The following is a 19,743-nucleotide window of genomic DNA, read 5'->3' on the forward strand; positions in this document are numbered from 1 at the left end:
CGCATGTCGAAGTCGATGGGCGCAGTGAAACAGGCCATCCCCGCCGAGATCGGCGGGTATATGGACGTCGCAATGGGTAGCAGCGGAGCGGCGGTTGAGGCCGTATCGGGGCGAAAAGTGCTGCCGATCGTGGAGGGCGTGGTGCTCGTCGCCGCGCTGATCGCGCCGCTGGTGCTGCAGGACTACCTCACGGTGTTCGCGACGCGCGTGATCATCCTTGCACTGTTCGCGCTGTCGTTCGATCTGGTCTGGGGCTATGCCGGCATCATGAGCTTCGGCCAGGCCCTGTTCTTCGGCTCGGCCGGCTATGGCGTGGCGCTGCTGGCGCGCGACCTCGACATCACCAACATCTTCCTGGTGCTGCCCGCGGGGACGTTGATCGGCCTCACCTTCGCACTGCTGCTCGGCGGCTTCCTGCTGCTGGGCAGGCACCCCTCCAGCGTGATCTTCGTGTCGCTGGGCACGCTCACCGGCTCCTACGCCGCCGATCGCCTTGCGCGCGGCTGGTACTATCTCGGCGGCCAGAACGGCATCCCCTCGATCGCGCCGATGTCGCTCGGTGGCTACGAGTTCACGGAGGGACCGGCGTTCTATTATCTCGTGCTCGGCATCCTCGTCGTCGTCTACCTGTTCTGCCGCTTCCTGGTGCGCTCGCAGTTTGGCCTCGCGCTCGCTGGCCTGCGCGAGAACGAGCAGCGCATTGCCTTCTTCGGCTACAAGGCGCAGCACCTGAAGGCCATCATCTTTGCGATCGGCGGCGCCATCGCAGGCCTCGCCGGCAGCCTCTATGCTTTCCACGAGGGCTTTGTCTGGCCTAACATGGTCGGCGTCGTCGTCTCCACGCAAGTGGTGCTCTACGTCCTGTTCGGCGGCTCCGGCACGCTGATCGGCGCCGTCATCGGCACTATCATCGTCGAGGGCGTCAGCTTCTGGCTCTCGGACAATTATCGCGACATCTGGCCGATCATTCTGGGCGTGTTGTTGCTGCTGGTGATCCTGTTCCGGCCGCTCGGTCTGATCAGCTTTGTGCTCGGCGAGCGCGAGCGGGTCGGCAGCTTTGGTGCCAAACCCAGGGCCCGCGCCAAGGAGAAGCGCAATGCTCCTTGAAGCTGCCGGCATCAAGAAGGTCTTTGGCAAGCTCACGGCGCTCGACGGCGCCGCGCTCACCGTGGGGGAGAACGAGTTTCATGGTCTGATCGGCCCGAACGGTTCCGGCAAGAGCACGCTGATGAAGTGCATCGCCGGCGCGGAGGTGCCGACCCAGGGAAAAGTCTCCTTCGTCAACACCGACATCACCGCGTTCACGCCGACTGAGCGCGCCCGCGCTGGCATGAGCCTGAAATTCCAGATTACCAGCGTGCTGCCCTCGCTGACCCTTTACGACAACATTCTGCTCGCGTTGCAGGCGCAGTCCTCGCTGTTCGACCTCGTGTTCTCGCGCACCCGCGGCGCGCTGCACGACCAGGTCATGACCATGCTGACGCAGTTTCGGCTTGCGAACCGCGCTTTCGATGCGGCAGCGGCCCTGTCGCACGGCCAGCAGCAATGGCTGGAGATCGCGATGGCGCTCGCGGGCAAGCCAAAGCTGCTGCTGCTCGACGAGCCGACCGGCGGCATGAGCCTCGAGGAGCGCCGTGTGACCGGCGAACTGCTCCAGCCGATCAAGAGGCATTGCTCGCTCGTCATCGTCGAGCACGATCTCGATTTCATCCGCGACATCTGCGATCGGCTGACCGTGCTCGACCAGGGCAAGGTGCTGGCGTCGGGCACCGTGTCCGAGATCCAGGCCAACCAATCCGTCCAGGAGATCTATCTGCGCCGTGCCTGAATTTTTGGACATCAAGCATCTCGATGCCGGCTACGGCCGCAGCCAGGTCCTGTTCGACGTCACCCTCGGCATCCCCTGGCGCGGCGGCGTCGCCGTGCTCGGCCGCAACGGCGCCGGCAAGACCACGTTGATGAAGACCATCGTCGGCGAGCTGCCGGCATGGAAGGGCGAGGTCGCTTTCGACGGCCGCGACATCAGCCGTCGCGCGACCCAGGAACGCGTGCGCGCCGGCATCGGCTATGTGCCGCAGGAGCATTCGGTGTTCGCGCGCCTGTCGGTGCGCGACAATCTCGCCGTCGGCTCGCTCGCGAAGAAGGATGCCAGCGCGGTCGACCGCGTGCTGACCATCTTCCCCAAGCTCGGCCAGCGCCTCGACCAGCCCGCCGGCACGCTCTCCGGCGGCGAACGCAAGATGCTCGCCATCGGCCGCGCGATGTTGGGTGATCCAAAGCTGTTGCTGCTCGACGAGCCGACCGAAGGCGTCTGGATCGGCGTGATCGAGGAGATCACCGAGCGCCTGATCGCGCTCGCGAAAGACATCGCCGTCATCATCGTCGAACAGCACCTCGACCTCGCGCTGCGCGTTGCCGACTACGCGTACGTGCTGGACCGCGGACGGGTCGCCCTGCAAGGCGAGGCAGGTGAGGTGAGGAGCAATCCGGAGCTGATGCGGTATCTGGCGCCGTAGGGGACGCGTCGCCCGTTCCGCAGCCGCATCTCGCCGCGGCACCTTGCCGGTCCCGTCGTCATCCTGAGGTGCGAGCGGAGCGAGCTCGAAGGATGGGCGGCCCCCGCTGCCGCAGCCGGGCCGTCGCCCTTCGAGGCTCGCTGCGCGAGTGCCTCAGGGTGACGGTGAGAGATCGTCGGTCGACCAAGACCGGAAGAACGAGCGCCCTTACTTCACCGCCCCAAAGCGGCTGTCGAATGAGTTCGATGACACCACGGGCGCTGCGCCGGCCATCTGCTCGCTCGCGCCATCGCTCACGACGGCTTCAGCGTCGGGCGCGTCTGGGCGAGGCGCGTGTCGGGCTTCGGAGCCTCAGTGGGCTTGGCGGCGGCGACCGCCGGCTTCGGCACGTCCTTCGCGGCGTCCTTGGATTTGTCGTGGCCCGGCACGAAACGGGTCACTGCGGCCTTCAGCCGGGATGCTGCGGTCGGCGGCGTCGTGGACGTGGTAGCCGGAGCGGCGGACGCGGTGGCTTGCGGCGGAGGCGTCGTCGTCGCCGTGGTGTCGGCGGTGCCGAGGCCCATCTTACGGCCGAGATTCGAGAAGAAGCCGCCTTGGGATTTCTCCTGGGACTTTTCGGCAGGCTGAGCTGCAGCAACGCGGGTGTTGGTCGCAGGTGCGCTGACGGCGACGACCGGCTCCTGGCTCGCGGGCGCGGTGGCGACGGCATCGAGATTGGGCTTGGGCGGATTGACGTGCCCGGGGATCGTGCCCGGCGCCTTGGCCATCGCCAGCATTTCCAGGGTCGAGCCTTCGGCGCTTTCGGACAGGCCGGTCGATCCCTCCGGAATCTTGGAGGCGAAGATCTTGTTCATGCCGCCGTCGATGCCGGTGTTCATGCGCGCCACCGGCGTGCCCTTGGCGACGAGTTTCGCGTAGGCGGCCTCGTCCTGCTGCTGCTTCTCGCGCACAGCGCTGGCGATGTCCTCGGGGATCACATAGGCCGGGCATTTTGCCGAGGCGTCGAACACCGGATCGCGCTTGGCGTCGGCCGGCTTGGCCGCGTCGAACACGTACCTCTTCTCGCAGAAATCGACCTTCGGCTCCTGCCGCGTCACCTCGAAATGATCATAGCCTTCCTTGATCATCTTCCAGAAGGCCATGTTCGGATTGTTCCGGTGCTTGGCCATGTTCACCGGCGTCATCTTGAACGGATAGGCCTGCAGCTGGAACGCCTTCTGGCCGCCGAAGAAGGATTCGCGGCCGAGCGAATAGATCTCGGCGATCTGCTCGTCGGTCATCGCGTAGCAGCCGCGCGAGGAGCAATCGCCATGCACCATCAGCTGCGAGCCGCTGCGGCCCAAAGCCTTGTCGAACGCATTCGGGTAACCCGTGTTGAACGACAGGTAGTACGCCGATTGCGGATTCATCTGGCTCGGATTGATCGAATAGAATCCTTCCGGCGCTTGGCGGTCGCCTTCGCGCACCTTGGGGCCGAGATCGCCCGACCAGCGGCAGATCGGATAGGTCTTGAGCAGCGCGAACTGGCCGTTGCGGGTCTGCTTCCAGACCTCGAGCTCGGCCTCCTGCTTGAACAGGCGCACCAGGATCGGCGATTGCAGATCCATGTTCTTCTCGACCATCGCGGCGAGAAGCTTTGGCGGCACCGGCTGATTGGCCTTGGCATTGGTCGCGAGCGAGACCTGGTCGGTATCGCAGCCGGCCAGCAGGACACTAGCCGTCATCAGCGCAACCGAAGCCAAGAGCGCGCGAGCAAGCGAACGAGAAATCAAGATGGACCCCACACCGTGCCGGGCAGAGAGCGCGAACCCCACTACGTTTGGCGCGTGACCTGACCGGAAACCGACCCGCCGTGACGGGCTCGTTCAGACCACGCTCCAGCGCTTATGCCCTGAAGCCATTGATTAAAATTCTAACCTCTGGGTCATGTGGTCGCAACCCGAGCAGGGATCACGAGGGCGTTGGCCCAGTGGCATGGTCAACAGAAACTAAATGGACGCAACTTTGGGCCGTACTTGGGCCTTTCGGCCAAAACGGTACAGAGATCGCCGATTTGGGCAAAAAAAGGGTTAACGCGGGGTTACCGGGGGCGGCTGGGGAGGTCCCGTAGGGTGGGCAAAGGCGCGAAGCGCCGTGCCCACGAGCTGTTCGTACGATGGGGAATGGTGGGGCACGCTTCGCTTTGCCCACCCTACGGCACCGAATCTAACCCGAATCAGCCCAGTTTCCGGCCGATATCGAGGAATTTCTGCCGCCGCTGCTTGCGGATGGCATCGCCGTCCATGCTGCGCAGTTCGTCGAACGCCTTGGCGATGGCCTCGCCCGTGGTGGCGATCATGGCGGCGGCGTCGCGATGGGCGCCGCCGACCGGCTCCTTCAGGATCTGGTCGATCACCCCGAAGCGGAGCATGTCCTGGGCGGTGATCTTCATGTTGTTGGCGGCTTCCTGCGCCTTGGTGCCGTCACGCCAGAGGATGGAGGAGGCGGCCTCCGGCGAGATCACGCTGTAGATCGCGTGCTCCAGCATCAACACCTTGTTGGCGGTGGTGATGGCGATGGCGCCGCCCGACATGCCCTCGCCGGTGATGATGGCGACGTTCGGCACGGTCAGCGCGAGGCACGCATCGGTCGAGCGTGCGATCGCCTCGGCCTGTCCCCGCTCTTCGGCGCCGATGCCGGGATAGCGCCGGCGGAATCGGCGAGCGACAGCACGGGCAGGCCGAACCGCTCGGCCATCTCCATCAGCCGCACGCATTTGCGATAGCCCTCGGGCCGCGCCATGCCGAAATTGTGCCGGATGCGGCTGTCGGTGGAATCGCCCTTTTCCTGGCCCATGACGCAGATCGGCTCGCCGCGGAAACGGCCGAAGCCGGCGACCAGCGCCTCGTCCTCGCCGAACTTGCGGTCGCCGGCGAGCGGAGTGAATTCGGTGATCAGGCCCTTGATGAAGTCGTTGAAATGCGGCCGCTGCGGATGCCGCGCGACCAGCGTCTTCTGCCACGGCGTCAGGTTCAGATAGAGGTCGGCCAGCGCCTGCGCCGCCTTGTCCTCGATCCGCCCGATCTCCTCGGCGATATCGGTGCCGGAGGCCGCCAGCGTCCGGAGCTCGTCGACCTTGGAGTCGAGCTCGGCGACGGGCTTTTCGAAGTCGAGATAGCTGCGCATCTGGTCTGGCATCAACTCAATATAGGAAGGATCGGGCGAGGCGGCGAAGCGGATTTCGGCTCGATGAGAGAAGTGTAGCTTCTTCAAGGGCTTGACCTGTGCGCTGTCGGAAGCGCGGCAGTTCACTCGAAAGGCCCCGGCTCTTTCTGCGGAGATGTGGCCGAAGTCAAGGCGGTTTCGCTCCCTCCGTTGTCGTCCCCGCGAACGCGGGGACCCATAACCACAGGGAGAAATTTGGCGAAGATTGGCAGTGAACTGATCTTCCCGCGGTACCAACACCGCCCGTTACAGATAGATCACGCGGTATGGGTCCCTGCTTTCGCAGGGACGACAGTCACCTCTCCGCCAGCGGATGCAGATCGCGCACCAGGCTCTTCAGCCGCTCCTCGACCACATGGGTGTAGATCTGCGTGGTCGAGATGTCGGTATGGCCGAGCAGCGTCTGCACGATACGCAAATCGGCGCCGTTGTGGAGCAGGTGGCTGGCGAAGGCATGGCGCAGCACGTGCGGGGAGACCAGCCGGGCCTGCAAGCCTGAGGCGACCGCGAGCTCCTTGAGGTCGCGGGCAAAATGCTGGCGCGTCAGATGCCCGCTCTCGCCGAAGGAGGGGAATAGCCATTTCGCGGCGGCGAGGCCGTCTTTCTTCTTCTCGCCCTTGTTGTTTTCCTTGGCCGCCTCCGTCGCCGCGAGATAATCCGCCATCGCCTGGCGCGAGGCCTCGTTGAGCGGCACCAGCCGTTCCTTGTTGCCCTTGCCGCGCACCACGATCATGCGGGCATCGCGCTTGGCCGCTGTGCGCGGCAGCGCCACCAGCTCGGAGACGCGCAGGCCCGTGGCATAGAGCACCTCGAGCAGGCAATAGAGCCTTAAAGCGCGCAGCCGTTTCGAGGGCGATGCCTCCGCCGACTCGCTCAATTCCTTGGCGCGGCGGAGCATGCGGTCGACATCCGATATCGACAGCACCTTCGGCAGGCCGCGGCCGCGCTTGGGCCCGGACAGGATCGCAGCGGGATCATCGCTCCGGATCCGCTCGTTCAGCAGGAATCGATAGAGATGCCGCATCGCCGACAGCCGCCGGGCGACGCTGGTGGACTTGAAGCCGCGGGTGTCGAGGTCGGCGAGATAGTCGCGCAGCGTTTGCGTCTCCGCATCCGCGAAACTGTGGCCGACCCGGCCCAAAAACTCGGAGAAATCGGTGAGGTCGCGGCGGTAGGCATCGAGCGTATTGGGGCCGGCGCCCTGTTCCGCCGCGAGCATGTCGAGGAACAGGCCGGTGAGCTTGGCATCTGAGGGCTTGCTGGCAGAAGATTTGGCGCGCATGCCCGTGAGGCTAGCTCCTATTTCTTGAGAAACTTATCCGGCGGGATCGTCACCGTCATTTCCCGCGACTTGGGGCTGACGAAGTTCGCCAGCGCGAACACCACGCCATAGACGATGCCGGCAAGCACGGCGACGACCGTCAGGAAGCGGAACAGGCTGGGCATCGGGCTAGGGTCTCGAGGCGTGGCGAATTAACCAATGAAATCATCCAACATGTTCGCCGTTTCGTGGCAAGAGTCCTCTGGCGAGGCCCCCTGCAGGGTCGTATAGGTGGCCAAACCATGCCGTCTTTGGCGGCAGATTGAGCGAGATCCTGAGCGAAATTCATGTCCGACGCCGTCCTGCCGATTCCCGCGTCCCCCGAGGCCGACATCCTGTCGGCGCTCGGCGCGCGCTCGATCGTGCTCGTCGGCATGATGGGGGTAGGCAAGTCCACCATGGCCGCCGCATGGCGGCCAGGCTCAAGCTGCCCTTCGTCGACGCCGACACCGAGATCGAGGCGGCGGCCGGCATGACCATACCTGAGATTTTCGAGCGCCATGGCGAGCCGCATTTCCGCGACGGCGAGGCCCGCGTGATCGCACGGCTGCTCGAGGGCGGACCGCTGGTGCTCGCGACCGGCGGCGGCGCCTTCATGCGCGAGGAGACGCGCAAGCGCATCGCGGCCAAGGCGGTCTCGATCTGGCTCAAGGCCGACCACGACGTCATCATGCGCCGCGTCCGCCGCCGCGCCGACCGTCCGCTGCTCCAGACGCCCGATCCGGAAGGAACCGTGACGCGCCTGCTCACCGAGCGCGAGCCGATTTACGGCAATGCCGACCTCACCATCGCCTCGCGCGACGTGCCGCACGACAAGATCGTCGAGGAGACCATCGAGACGCTGCACGCCCATCTCTGCGGCGCGCAGTCCGCCCCGCCACCTGCCGACGTCGCGAGTGCCGTACGATGACCGCGCCCCTGCAGCATTCCGATCCTGTGAACGTCGACGTCGCGCTCGGCGACCGTGCCTATGACATCGTCATCGGCCGCGGCGTGCTGGCCTCGCTCGGCGAGCGCGTCGCCGCCTTGCGCCCCGGCGTGCGCACGGCTGTTGTCACCGACCGCACCGTCGCAAAGTACTGGCTCGAGCGACGGAAGCATCGCTCGCGGCGAGCGGCATCCCGACCTCGCGCATCGTGGTCGAGGAAGGCGAGATCTCGAAAACGTACGCGGGCCTGGAAAAGGTCAGCGAAGCCCTGATCGCCGCAAAAATCGAGCGCAACGATCTCGTTATCGCGCTCGGCGGCGGCGTGGTCGGCGATCTCGCCGGCTTTGCCGCGGCGATCCTGCGCCGCGGCGTCGATTTCGTGCAGGTGCCGACCTCGCTCCTGGCGCAGGTCGATTCCAGCGTCGGCGGCAAGACCGGCATCAATTCGCCGCAGGGCAAGAACCTACTCGGCGCCTTCCACCAGCCGGTGCTTGTGATTGCCGACACCGCCGTGCTCGACACGCTGTCGCCGCGGCAGTTCCGCGCCGGTTATGCCGAGGTCGCCAAATACGGCGTGCTCGGGGATGAGGCCTTCTTCTCCTGGCTGGAAAAGAACCATTCCGACATCTTCAAGGGCGGCTCCGCGCGCGAGCATGCGATCGCGACCTCCTGCCGGGCCAAGGCCGGCGTCGTCTCGCGCGACGAGCGCGAGACCGGCGAGCGTGCGCTGCTCAATCTCGGCCACACTTTCGGTCACGCGCTGGAAGCCGCGACCGGCTTCTCCGATCGCCTGTTCCACGGCGAGGGCGTCGCCATCGGCATGACGCTGGCGGCGCAGTTCTCGGCGAAGCTCGGCATGATCGGCGAGACTGAGGCGGCACGGGTCGAGCGGCACCTGATCGAGGCAGGCCTGCCGACGCGCTTGCAGGACATCGCGGGTTTCGCGCAGGAAGGGCTCGCGGACGCCGACGCGCTGATGGCGCTGATGGCGCAGGACAAGAAGGTCAAGCGCGGCAAGCTCACCTTCATCCTGCTCGAGGCCGTAGGCCGTGCGGTGATCGCGAAGGATGTCGAGCCGGCCCCGGTGCGCGATTTCCTGAAAGAGAAGCTCGCGCAGAAGGCATAGTGCGCGATTGAACTTCTGTTGAGTGGTGCATGGACTGGCTCGGCTTCACCATCGTCATTATCTGCCTGCTCGTCTCGGGCTTCTTCGCCGCGAGCGAGACCGCGCTGACCGGCGCCTCGCGCGCCAGCATGCTGAGGCTCTCCAAGCAGGGTAACCGCGACGCCGACGTCGTCTCTGAGCTGCTCGACATGCGCGAGCGCCTGATCGGCGCGCTGCTGCTCGGCAACAACATCGCCAATATCAGCGCCTCCGCGCTCGCAACCTCGATCTTTACGGCCTGGTTCGGCGACGTCGGCGTGCTCTATGCCACCGGCGTGATGACCGCGCTGGTCGTGATTTTTGCGGAAGTGCTGCCGAAGACCATCGCGATCAACGCGCCCGACCGCATGGCGCTCGCAGTCGCGCGCCCGATGCGGCTGACGATGTACGTGCTGGGGCCGCTGCTCAGAATCGTCGAAGTCATCGTGCGCGTGTTGATGCGCCTCTTCGGCCTCGCTGGCGAGCACCAGGCCATCCTGTCGCCGACCGAGCGCCTGCGCGGCGCGGTCGACCTTCTGCACCACGAGGGCAAGGTCGAGAAGCAGGACCGCGACATGCTCGGCGGCCTCCTGGACCTGCGCGAGCTCCAGGTCTCCGACGTCATGATCCATCGCACCGAGATGATGATGATCAACGCCGATCTGCCGCCGGAAGAGCTGGTGCGTGAGGTGCTGGCGACCGAATACACCCGCATCCCGCTCTGGCGCGAGAAGCCGGAGAACATCATCGGCGTGCTCCACGCCAAGGACCTCTTGCGCGCGATCCGCGCCTCCGACGGCGACACCTCGCGCATCGACGTCTCCACCATCGCGCTGCCGCCCTGGTTCGTGCCGGAGATGCGGCCCGTGTCCGAGCAGCTCAAGGCGTTCCGCCGCCGCAAGACCCATTTCGCGCTGGTCGTCGACGAGTATGGCGAGGTTGAAGGTCTCGTGACGCTGGAAGACATTCTGGAAGAGATCGTCGGCGACATCTCGGACGAGCACGACGTCGTCGTCGCCGGCGTGCGCGCCCAGCCTGACGGCTCGGTGGTGGTCGACGGTTCGGTGCCGATCCGCGATCTCAACCGCGCCATGGACTGGCATCTGCCCGACGAAGAGGCAACCACGGTCGCCGGCCTCGTCATTCACGAGGCGCGCTCGATCCCCGACCGCGGCCAGAGCTTTACGTTCCACGGCTTCCGCTTCCGCGTCCTCCGCCGCGAACGCAACCGCATCACCGCGCTCCGTATTTCACCGGTGCCGCGCGAGGCCGAGCTGGAAGAGGCAAAGCCGAGACGGGCCGGGACGTCGTTTTGACGCGGCAGTCGTAAGCACTGCAGCTTCCACATCGTCATGGCCGGGCTTGACCCGGCCATCCACGCCTTAATAACCGAACGAAGAACGTGGATGCCCGGGACAAGCCCGGGCATGACGACCATTTTCGATTATGTGCGAGGCCTTCCGGGGAGGGTGAAGAACCTCAGCCTTCCCCCGGCGCCTGCGCGTGTATCGCGAGCGCGTGCACGCTGCCGGAAAGTTCCGCGGCCAGCGCCGAATTTATCATGCGGTGGCGGTCGACCCGGCTCTTCCCTTTGAAGGCTTCAGATACGATATACACCCGGAAGTGCGTCTCGCCGCTCGGCCGATGGCCGGCGTGACCCTCATGCAAATGTGACTCGTCGACGACTTGCAGGCTTTCCGGCGTGAAAGCTTCCTGCAACTTGTTGCTGATAGTATCTTTCATAACCATGAGTGCCATTAAAGCGTGCGCAAGCGCCCCGTCAATTGCCGGGGTGGTCAGCTAATTGCAATGTCAAGACTTGAAGGTTTTTGCATTGCGTAGTCAAAGTCAGCCATGCCGATCGATTCATCAAAGTTCTTCGACTCCATCCGCGTCAAGCCGCGTGGCAAGCAGCCGGAAGCGAAGCCGCGCGAGACCGTGGTCGCTTGCGAATGGGCCGGATGCCAGAACAAGGGCTCGCACCGCGCGCCGAAGGGGCGCGAGAACCAGCGCGACTACTGGCACTTCTGCCTCGACCATGTGCGCGAGTACAACCAGAACTACAATTTCTTCTCCGGCATGAATGCCGACGCCGTCGCGCGCTATCGACCATCGCGATCGACTTCACGCTGTTGAGGATGCTGCGGATGTAATTGTCGGGAACCAGAACTACAATTTCTTCTCCGGCATGAATGCCGACGCCGTCGCGCGCTATCAGAAGGATGCGCTGACCGGTCACCGTCCGACCTGGAAGATGGGCGCCAATGGCGGCGTCAAGAAGGGATCGGAAGCCGAGATCGACGGTGCGTTCGATCCGTTCAGCATGTTCAGCGAGATCAACGGCCGCGCCAACTGGCGCAAGGGCCCGGATGCCCAGCCCAAGGCCGAGACGCGCAAGGTGATGAACGCCGAGCGCAAGGCGCTCCAGGTCATGGGCCTCGGCCCCGACGCCACGCTCGCCGACGTCAAGACCAAGTACAAGGCGCTGGTCAAGCAGCACCACCCCGACGCCAATGGCGGCGACCGCTCCACCGAGGATCGCCTGATCGAGATCATCAAGGCGTATAATTATCTGAAGACGGTGGTGCGCGAGGCGTAGGGCTTCGCGGCCACAGTCGTAGCCAAACTCTCGGTGTCGTCCCGGACAAGCGAAGCGCAGATCCGGGACCCATAACCCCAGGGAGAGGTTTGGCGAAGACTCGTAGTGAAATAGTCTTCCCGTGGTATTCACACCGCCTCTCGCCGATAGATCACGCGGTATGGGTCCCTGCATTCGCAGGGACGACAGCGGAGTATTTGGCTCCGCCGCCGCCTCTTGCGCTCGTTACTCGCCTCACGCCTCCGGCATCGCCCCTACATAGGACGAGCTCGGCCGGATCAGCCGCCCGGTCCGCTGCTGCTCGCGCGCATGTGCGGTCCAGCCTGCGCTGCGCGCCACCGCGAAGATCGGCGTGAACGCCTGCCGCGGGATCGCCAGCGCATCGAGCAGGATCGCGGTGAAGAACTCCACATTCGTCTCCAGCGGCCGCTCCGGATTTTTCTTGCGCAGGGCTTCGCGGATATAGGCCTCGACCTCGCCGGCAAACGGCAGATCGGTGCCGTTGGATGCCAGCGCCTCGACCGCGGTCTTGAGCACGTCGGCGCGCGGATCGCGCACGCGATAGACGCGGTGACCGAAACCCATCATCCGCTCGCCGCGCGCCAGCGCCGCATCGACCCACGGCTGGATGCGCTCGCGCGAGCCGATCGCGTCCAGCATTTCCAGCACCGGCTCCGGCGCGCCGCCATGCAGCGGGCCGGTGAGCGCGCAATAGCCGGCGGTGACGGCCGCGAACAGATCGGCTTGCGTCGAAGCGACGACACGCGCGGTGAAAGTTGAGGCGTTCATGCCGTGGTCGCTGGCCGTGACGAGATAGGCATCCAGCGCGGTCACCTCGCGCGATGCGGGCGCGCGCCCATGCAGCATGCGCAGCGTATCGGCGGCGTGGCTCACGGTCGCATCGGGCGCGATGGGATCGAGCCCTTTCGTCGCCGGCAAAAGCTCGTCCAGCCGCGCGAACGCGCGGTCGCGCGCTGCGCCCAGGCTCGCCCGGACATTGGCTTCGGTGAGCGCGGTCTTGCTGGCGCCGTTCCAGAGCCGGGCGGTGACCCCCTCAAAGCTCGATTTGGCGGCGAGGCGGCCGACATGCTCGCCGGCGATGATCAGTTCGCCGCGCTCGCCGTCAACATGGCTCAGCGCGGTCTCGGCCGCAGGAACGCCGTCCAGTCCGATCTGGCTTTTGGTGAGGTGGATGTTCATGGCCCAATCTCCTTTGCACTGCACCCGGAGAAAATCGGCCCTCTCGACAGATTGATCAATCTTGATTACATAAATCAATATGAATAATTCCGAAGAGCTCTACCTCTCCGCCCGGGAGGCCGCCGCCGAGCTCGCGATCTCGCCGGCCACGCTCTACGCCTATGTCAGCCGTGGCCTGATCCGCTCCGAGCCGACGCCGGACTCGCGCAAGAACCGCTACCGCGCCGAGGACGTCCGTGCCCTGAAGGAGCGCCGGGTGCCGTCGCCGGAGCCGCGCGGCCTGCGCAGCTTCGATGCCGACCTGCCGGTGATGGACACGGAAATCTCGACCATCACCGAGGAGGGCGCGATCTACCGCGGCGTGAACTGCGTCGATCTCGCCGAGAACGACACGCTGGAGCACACCGCAACGCTGCTCTGGGACGTCTCCGACGTCGATCCCTTCGCGCCGGACAATCAGCCTGCGACGTCCGACGAGATGCGCGCGATCGCGGAAGAGCACCATCTCGACATGGCCAAGGAGCTCGGCAAGGCCCCGAGCGTCGGTCAGTCCGATCCCCGCGCCTTCACCCGCGCGCCCGATGGCCGCGCCATGGTCGGCGCGCGCATCGTCCGGCTGCTGGTTGCGACCATGCTCAACGCCGAGCCGTCAGCCGAGCCGCTGCATCAGCAGGTCGCGAAAGCCTGGGCGGCGGACAATAAGCACGCGCCCGATCTGATCCGCCGCGCGCTGGTGCTGCTGGCCGATCACGAGCTGAACGCCTCGACCTTCACCGCGCGCTGTGCGGCGTCCACCGGCCTCAACCTCTATGACTCCGTGATTGCCGGCCTTGCTGCGCTGAAAGGCCCCAAGCATGGCGGCGCCGGCGTGCTGGCCTCGCAGCTCGTCAAGACGCTGATCGACCGTGATGTCGAGCCCATGGTGCGCGAGCGCGTCGCGCTCGGCGAGCGCTTTGCCGGCTTCGGCCACGGCGTCTACAAGCGCGGCGATCCCCGCGCGCAATCGCTGCTGAACGCGCTCGCCCGCGCCGGCGCACCGCGAAAATTCACCCGCGAAGTGCCGGAGCGGATCATCGAGGCGACCGGCGAGCTCGTGAATATCGACTACGCGCTCGCGGTGCTCGTGCACGCGCTGCGGCTCCCTGCTGGCAGCGAGCTCGCCTTGTTCGCGATGGCCCGCAGCGTCGGCTGGATCGCCCATGCCAGCGAGCAGTTGCAGTTCGGGAAGTTGATCCGGCCGCGGGCGAGGTATGTCGGGCCGGCGCCGGGGAGGAGGGCAGGCAGCTAGAATCTCTGTGAGCGCGTCGCTCTCCGCTGTCGTCCCTGCGAACGCAGGGACCCATAATCCCAGGAAGCGGTTTGGCGAAGACTCGTCGTTCGGTACTCCAGCCGGTCACAATCGATAGATCACGCGGTATGGGTCCCTGCGTTCGCAGGGACGACACCTGTTATGTGGCGGCTACGCCGGCGGCTTGGCCGCCGCAGCCACATCGCCACCCCTCCGCCGGCGATAGATCCACAGCGCCACGCCCACCACGATCGCCACCGCCACCACCGTCAAAATCCACATGTGCTTGAACGGATGCCCATGGTGCGGCACGCCGAAATATTGGTGGAAGGCCGACACCGCCAGCACGCCCGGCAGCACATGCGCGGGGGCCCAGACCAGGATCGCCGGGATATTCACTGCATAAAACCGTGCCGGCGCCATGCCCAGCGCGCCGGCCGTCACCGGCACGAAGGCGCGGATCGGGGGCACGAAGCGAGCGAAGAACACGGCCCAGGTGCCGAAGCGCTTGAAGAAGCTTTCGCTCTCGGCGACCACGCGCGGGTAATTGGTCAGCGGCCAGGCGGTGAGGATCTCGCGCTGGCGCCGGTGCCCGATCCAGTAGGCCGAGCCGTCGCCCAGCACGGCGCCGAGCGCGGCCGCCAGCAGCACCCATTGCAGCTTCAGCTCGCCGCCCGGAACCAGGGCGCTCAAGGCCAGGATGATGGTCGAGCCGGGAATGACCGATCCCACCACAGGCACGGCTTCCAGCAGCGCCGCCAGGAACAGGGTCAGATAGGCCAGCCACGTATGGACTGACACGAAGGAGATGAGGGGATCGAGAAAGGACGTCACGTCGTCTCTGTGGCGGTCGGGTGGACTTCGGTTCACCCTTGGGTTTATCCCGGGGGTTCGGACCCTACATAAGTAAGGGCAGGCGGCAAAAGTGCCATTTGCGCGGGCAGGATGGCCGTTCAGGTTCGAAATTCGAGCGTGATTCGCAAGGCAGCCCTCCAAAAACTGCGTTCCTGACCTATCTAAATGAAAAGACAACGGAACTTTGATTGGCACGCGGGCTTCTGCCGGCACGTTGTCTCTGATAGGTTCGCAGCCGCACCCAGCCGCAGCCAACGTGCAAATAACTGGTCTCGGGACCGCCCGGGGCCTCGGAGGATTGATGACGACCGCCGCCATGTCCAAAGTTGAGGAAGTTTCCGGTCTGCCCGACATGAAGGTGTCGGTGCGCCAGGTGTTCGGGATCGACAGCGATCTCGAAGTGCCGGCTTATTCCGAAGTCGATCCTCATGTGCCCGAAGTCGATTCCGACTATCGCTTCGACCGCGCCACCACGCTCGCCATTCTCGCCGGCTTTGCGCGCAATCGCCGCGTGATGGTGACCGGCTATCACGGCACCGGCAAATCCACCCATATCGAGCAGGTCGCCGCCCGGCTGAACTGGCCGTGCGTGCGCGTCAACCTCGACAGCCACATCAGCCGTATCGACCTCGTCGGCAAGGACTCCATCGTGGTCCGCGACGGCAAGCAGGTCACCGAATTCCGCGACGGCATCCTGCCCTGGGCGCTCCAGAACAACGTCGCGCTGGTGTTTGACGAATACGACGCCGGCCGTCCGGACGTGATGTTCGTGATCCAGCGCGTGCTGGAAGTCTCGGGCCGCCTGACGCTGCTCGACCAGAACAAGGTGATCAAGCCGCATCCGGCGTTCCGCCTGTTCGCGACCGCCAACACCGTCGGTCTCGGCGATACTTCGGGCCTCTATCACGGCACCCAGCAGATCAACCAGGGCCAGATGGACCGCTGGTCGATCGTCACCACGCTGAACTATCTCAGCCACGACGAGGAAGTGGAGATCGTGCTGGCCAAGGCCAAGCACTATCGCACCCAGGAAGGCCGCGACATCGTCAACAAGATGGTGCGCCTTGCCGATCTCACCCGTAACGCCTTCGCCAATGGCGATCTGTCGACGGTGATGAGCCCGCGCACGGTGATCACCTGGGCCGAAAACTCCGACATCTTCGGCGATATCGGCTTCGCGTTCCGGGTCACCTTCCTCAACAAGTGCGACGAGCTCGAGCGTCCCCTGGTCGCCGAGTTCTATCAGCGCTGCTTCAATGCGGAGCTGCCGGAATCGGCAGTCAACGTGGCGCTCAGCTAGACCATGCCGACCGTCTTCGTCGAGCGCACCATTGGGACCACCAAGAAGGCTGTGCTCGCCGGGCTCGGCGCCTACAACGACGAGAAGTTTGGCAAGCAGAAGGTCAAGAGCATCGCGGTCGCCTTGAAGGACGGCCGCAAGATCGTCGGCGGCATCGTCGGGCACCTCTGGTCCACGGTTCTGTTCATCCAGTATTTCTGGATCGAGCAGAAGCAGCGCGGCAAGGGCCATGGCACGAAGCTGATCGCGGCGATCGAGGACGAGGCACGACGGCTCGGCGCGATCCGGGTCCATGTCGATACGATGAGTTTCCAGGCGCCGGGCTTCTATCGTTCCTGCGGGTACGGGGAATTCGGCACTCTTGACGGCTATCCCGGCGGCGTGACGCGCCATTCGTTTACGAAGTCGCTATGAGCACATCATCATCCAACTCCAAATTCCGTAATACCAAGGAAGCGCCGACCGAGCCGTTCAAGCGCTCGGTCGCCTCCTGTCTCAAGGCGATCGCCAAGGCGCCCGAGCTCGATGTCTCGTTCGCGGCCGAGCGCCCGGGCCTTGCCCCCGGCAAGGCGCGGTTGCCGGAGCCGGCGCGGAAAATGACCAAGCGCGATGCGGCGATCGTGCGCGGCCACGCCGATTCCATCGCGCTCAAGCTCGCCTGTCATGATCCCAAGGTGCACCGCAAGCTGATGCCCGGCAATCCGCAGGCGCGCGGCGTGTTCGAGGCGGTCGAGCAGGCCCGCGTCGAGGCGATCGGCGCGCGCCGCATGGCAGGCGTTGCCAAAAACCTCACCGCGATGCTCGACGACCATTTCCACCGCGGCAAGTTCGACGAGATCACCGACCGCGCCGACGCGCCGCTGGCCGACGCGCTGGCAATGCTGGTGCGCGAGCGCCTGACCGGCATGGCGCCGCCTGCGGCCGCCAAGAAGATGGTCGATCTCTGGCGTCCCATCCTGGAAGACAAGATCGGCAGGCGGCTCGACCGGCTCGACGGCGTGGTCGAGGACCAGACCCGGTTCGGCGATGCCGTGCATGATCTCTTGTCGGCGCTCGAGCTCGGCGACGAGCGCAACGCCGATAGCGAGGACAATGACGAGAACGACGAGAACCAGGACGGCGACAACGATCAGTCCGGCGCCGAGGGCTCGCCCGATTCCGATGCCGCGCAGGAGATGAGCGCAGACCAGGCGCAGGCCTCATCCGAGGAGATGAGCGAGAGCGCCATGGAAAGCGCGCAGGCGTCGACCTCCGACACCTTCGACGACGGCGAGCTCGGCGACGACGAGACGCCGGGCGAGGCGACGCGTCCGAACGCGCACGGCAAGAACGAGCCGCGCGGGCCGGAATATCACGCCTTCGCGCCGAAATTCGATGAGGTCATCTCCGCCGAAGACCTCTGCGACCATGACGAGCTGGAGCGCCTGCGCGCCTATCTCGACAAGCAGCTCGCGCATCTGCAAGGTATCGTCGCCCGCCTCGCCAACCGGCTGCAGCGCCGGCTGATGGCGCAGCAGAACCGCGCCTGGGAGTTCGATCTCGAAGAGGGCATCCTCGATCCCGCGCGCCTGTCGCGCGTGGTCACCGATCCCTATCACCCGCTGTCCTTCATGCACGAGAAGGAGGCGACGTTCCGCGACACCGTCGTGACGTTGCTGCTCGACAATTCCGGCTCGATGCGCGGACGCCCGATCACGGTCGCCGCCACCTGCGCCGACATCCTCGCGCGCACGCTGGAGCGTTGCGGCGTCAAGGTCGAGATTTTGGGCTTCACCACGCGCGCCTGGAAGGGCGGGCAATCGCGCGAGGCGTGGCTTGCCGCCGGCAAGCCGGCCAATCCCGGCCGCCTCAACGATCTCCGCCACATCATTTACAAGTCGGCGGATGCCCCCTGGCGCCGTGCGCGGAAGAATCTCGGCTTGATGATGCGCGAGGGTCTCCTCAAGGAGAACATCGACGGCGAGGCGCTGGATTGGGCGCACAAGCGCCTGCTCGGCCGGCCCGAGCAGCGCAAGATCCTGATGATGATCTCGGACGGCGCGCCGGTCGACGATTCCACGCTGTCGGTCAATCCCGGCAACTATCTCGAGCGGCACCTGCGCCACATCATCGAGGAGATCGAGACCCGCTCGCCGGTCGAGCTGATCGCGATCGGCATCGGCCATGACGTCACGCGCTACTATCGCCGCGCGGTGACGATCGTGGACGCGGAAGAACTCGGCGGCGCCATCACCGAGAAGCTCGCCGAGCTCTTCAGCGAGACCAACACCGCACCAACCCAGCCGGCCGGTCGCCCGCGACGCAAATTGCATTCGTGAGCACGCAACCATCCCGCCGCAGCCTTCTCGGCCACGCGGCGGCGGGATTTTCCATTCTAGCAATCCCGCGACTTGCGCGGGCGCAGCCTGCGAGCGAGCCGGCGCTGCGTCCGGCGCAGGTCGAGCACGCCGTCACCGCGCCCGTCAGCATCGAGGTCAACGCGCGGCAGATCCCCTCGTTCGAGCCGCGCGATCGTTCGCACGTGCGCTTCGGCTCGCTGGAATATCGCAGCGGCCTCGTGCTGACTTCGCCGCATCGCGGTTTCGGCGGCCTGTCCGCGCTCCGTTTTCTCGACACGAAGGGCGAGCGCTTCCTCGCGCTGTCCGACCAGGGCAGCTGGTTCACCGGCAGCATCCGTTACGCCAGTGGCAAGATGGTCGCCCTCGACAATGTCGAGGCGGCGCCGATGCTCAATGGCGAGGGGAGGCCGATCACCGAGACGCGCTACTGGTACGACACCGAGTCGCTCGCGCGTGACGGCAATGTCTTTTATGTCGGGCTCGAGCGCGTCAACCAGATCATGCGCTTCGATTTCGCCAAGGGCGGCATCGGGGCGCGCGGCGAGGTGGTGCCGACGCCGGCCGCGATCCGCAAGCTGCCGAGCAACAAGGGGCTGGAGGCGCTGATCTTCGTGCCGAAAGGCCAGCCGCTGGCCGGCACCCTGATCGCGTTCTCCGAGCGCGGGCTCGATGCCGACGGCAATCTGATGGCGTTCCTGATCGGCGGTCCCAGGCCCGGCCAGTTCAGCGTGCGCCGCACCGACAAGTTCGACATCAGCGATGCCGTGCTGCTGCCCAGCGGCGAGCTGCTCATCCTCGAACGCAAATTCTCCTGGTTCACCGGCGTCAACATCCGCATCCGCTCAATTCCGTTGAAGTCCATCGCGCCGGGCGCGGTGGTCGACGGCCCCGCGCTGTTCGCCGCCGATCTCGGCCACGAGATCGACAACATGGAAGGCATCGACGCCCACGTCACCGCCGAGGGCGAGACCGTGCTGACGCTGGTGTCGGACGACAATTTCTCGCTGCTGCAACGGACGCTGCTGCTGCAGTTCACGCTGGTGGAGTAA

At 65.5% G+C, this 19,743-nt stretch carries 15 protein-coding genes and 4 pseudogenes; 12 read left to right on the forward strand and 7 right to left on the reverse strand.

The features are described from left to right. The first annotated feature begins 3 nt into the window (after window positions 1-3). The 3 genes from FOM02_RS39070 to FOM02_RS39080 are packed head-to-tail and all read left to right on the forward strand — an operon-like array spanning window position 4 to window position 2,516. Window positions 4-1,107: a branched-chain amino acid ABC transporter permease gene (locus tag FOM02_RS39070; RefSeq protein ID WP_027563455.1), complete on the forward strand. Its 1,104-nt coding sequence runs from the start codon at window positions 4-6 to the stop codon at window positions 1,105-1,107. Beyond that, window positions 1,097-1,828: an ABC transporter ATP-binding protein gene (locus FOM02_RS39075; RefSeq protein WP_027563454.1), complete on the forward strand. Its 732-nt coding sequence runs from the start codon at window positions 1,097-1,099 to the stop codon at window positions 1,826-1,828. Before FOM02_RS39070 ends, FOM02_RS39075 begins: the two co-directional genes overlap by 11 nt. Beyond that, window positions 1,821-2,516: an ABC transporter ATP-binding protein gene (locus tag FOM02_RS39080; RefSeq protein WP_027563453.1), complete on the forward strand. Its 696-nt coding sequence runs from the start codon at window positions 1,821-1,823 to the stop codon at window positions 2,514-2,516. The genes FOM02_RS39075 and FOM02_RS39080 overlap by 8 nt, the downstream gene beginning before the upstream one ends. Before the next feature lie 293 nt (window positions 2,517-2,809). Here the strand turns inward: FOM02_RS39080 and FOM02_RS39085 are convergent, their stop codons facing one another. The 4 genes and pseudogenes from FOM02_RS39085 to FOM02_RS39100 all read right to left on the reverse strand — a co-directional run bounded on the left by FOM02_RS39085 (window position 2,810) and on the right by FOM02_RS39100 (window position 7,166). Then, window positions 2,810-4,240 carry a L,D-transpeptidase family protein gene (locus FOM02_RS39085; protein ID WP_416207742.1) on the reverse strand — a complete coding sequence of 477 codons (1,431 nt, stop codon included), beginning with the start codon at window positions 4,238-4,240 and terminating at the stop codon, window positions 2,810-2,812. A 491-nt stretch (window positions 4,241-4,731) separates the two neighbouring features. Continuing rightward, a pseudogene (locus tag FOM02_RS39090) lies at window positions 4,732-5,693 on the reverse strand (acetyl-CoA carboxylase carboxyltransferase subunit alpha). A gap of 322 nt (window positions 5,694-6,015) precedes the next feature. After that, window positions 6,016-7,002, reverse strand: coding sequence for a site-specific tyrosine recombinase XerD (xerD, locus tag FOM02_RS39095; protein ID WP_092218512.1), 987 nt, complete (start codon window positions 7,000-7,002; stop codon window positions 6,016-6,018). Between the two features lie 17 nt (window positions 7,003-7,019). Continuing rightward, complete coding sequence (locus FOM02_RS39100) at window positions 7,020-7,166, reverse strand: hypothetical protein (protein ID WP_035730492.1); 147 nt, start codon at window positions 7,164-7,166, stop codon at window positions 7,020-7,022. 162 nt (window positions 7,167-7,328) lie between these two features. Between FOM02_RS39100 and FOM02_RS39105 the strand changes: the two are divergent. From FOM02_RS39105 to FOM02_RS39115, 3 genes and pseudogenes are all read left to right on the forward strand, one after another. After that, window positions 7,329-7,951 (forward strand): annotated as a pseudogene (locus FOM02_RS39105) (shikimate kinase). Beyond that, window positions 7,948-9,095 (forward strand): annotated as a pseudogene (aroB, locus tag FOM02_RS39110) (3-dehydroquinate synthase). Before FOM02_RS39105 ends, aroB begins: the two co-directional pseudogenes overlap by 4 nt. 29 nt (window positions 9,096-9,124) lie before the next feature. Beyond that, on the forward strand, window positions 9,125-10,429 hold the full coding sequence (locus FOM02_RS39115; RefSeq protein ID WP_027563447.1) for an HlyC/CorC family transporter: 1,305 nt from the start codon (window positions 9,125-9,127) through the stop codon (window positions 10,427-10,429). 163 nt (window positions 10,430-10,592) lie between these two features. On the opposite strand, the gene FOM02_RS39120 is transcribed toward FOM02_RS39115, so the two are convergent. Next, complete coding sequence (locus tag FOM02_RS39120; RefSeq protein WP_027563446.1) at window positions 10,593-10,862, reverse strand: BolA family protein; 270 nt, start codon at window positions 10,860-10,862, stop codon at window positions 10,593-10,595. A gap of 105 nt (window positions 10,863-10,967) precedes the next feature. Here FOM02_RS39120 and FOM02_RS39125 point away from each other — a divergent pair. After that, window positions 10,968-11,712, forward strand: a pseudogene (locus FOM02_RS39125) (J domain-containing protein). A gap of 234 nt (window positions 11,713-11,946) precedes the next feature. Here the strand turns inward: FOM02_RS39125 and FOM02_RS39130 are convergent. Beyond that, window positions 11,947-12,912 (reverse strand): citrate synthase/methylcitrate synthase, encoded by a 966-nt coding sequence (locus tag FOM02_RS39130; RefSeq protein ID WP_265440994.1) that lies wholly within the window; start codon window positions 12,910-12,912, stop codon window positions 11,947-11,949. Between the two features lie 79 nt (window positions 12,913-12,991). Here FOM02_RS39130 and FOM02_RS39135 point away from each other — a divergent pair, with 79 nt between their 5' ends. After that, window positions 12,992-14,200 (forward strand): citrate synthase family protein, encoded by a 1,209-nt coding sequence (locus FOM02_RS39135; protein ID WP_265440995.1) that lies wholly within the window; start codon window positions 12,992-12,994, stop codon window positions 14,198-14,200. A gap of 171 nt (window positions 14,201-14,371) precedes the next feature. Here the strand turns inward: FOM02_RS39135 and FOM02_RS39140 are convergent, their stop codons facing one another. Continuing rightward, entirely contained in the window at window positions 14,372-15,034 is a 663-nt protein-coding gene (locus FOM02_RS39140) for a DedA family protein (protein WP_027565037.1), read from the reverse strand. Window positions 15,035-15,356: 322 nt separating this feature from the next. On the opposite strand from FOM02_RS39140, the gene cobS reads away from it, so the two are divergent. Genes cobS through FOM02_RS39160 form a run of 4 tightly spaced genes read left to right on the forward strand, consistent with a single transcriptional unit; the run spans window position 15,357 to window position 19,743 of the window. Next, on the forward strand, window positions 15,357-16,355 hold the full coding sequence (gene cobS / locus FOM02_RS39145) for a cobaltochelatase subunit CobS (protein ID WP_018643488.1): 999 nt from the start codon (window positions 15,357-15,359) through the stop codon (window positions 16,353-16,355). A 3-nt stretch (window positions 16,356-16,358) separates the two neighbouring features. Continuing rightward, complete coding sequence (locus FOM02_RS39150) at window positions 16,359-16,769, forward strand: GNAT family N-acetyltransferase (RefSeq protein WP_265440996.1); 411 nt, start codon at window positions 16,359-16,361, stop codon at window positions 16,767-16,769. Continuing rightward, on the forward strand, window positions 16,766-18,673 hold the full coding sequence (gene cobT / locus FOM02_RS39155; RefSeq protein WP_027565034.1) for a cobaltochelatase subunit CobT: 1,908 nt from the start codon (window positions 16,766-16,768) through the stop codon (window positions 18,671-18,673). Before FOM02_RS39150 ends, cobT begins: the two co-directional genes overlap by 4 nt. Then, window positions 18,670-19,743 carry an esterase-like activity of phytase family protein gene (locus tag FOM02_RS39160; protein ID WP_027565033.1) on the forward strand — a complete coding sequence of 358 codons (1,074 nt, stop codon included), beginning with the start codon at window positions 18,670-18,672 and terminating at the stop codon, window positions 19,741-19,743. The genes cobT and FOM02_RS39160 overlap by 4 nt, the downstream gene beginning before the upstream one ends.

Source organism: Bradyrhizobium sp. SEMIA, from assembly GCF_014844175.1.
Lineage (GTDB): Bacteria > Pseudomonadota > Alphaproteobacteria > Rhizobiales > Xanthobacteraceae > Bradyrhizobium > Bradyrhizobium arachidis.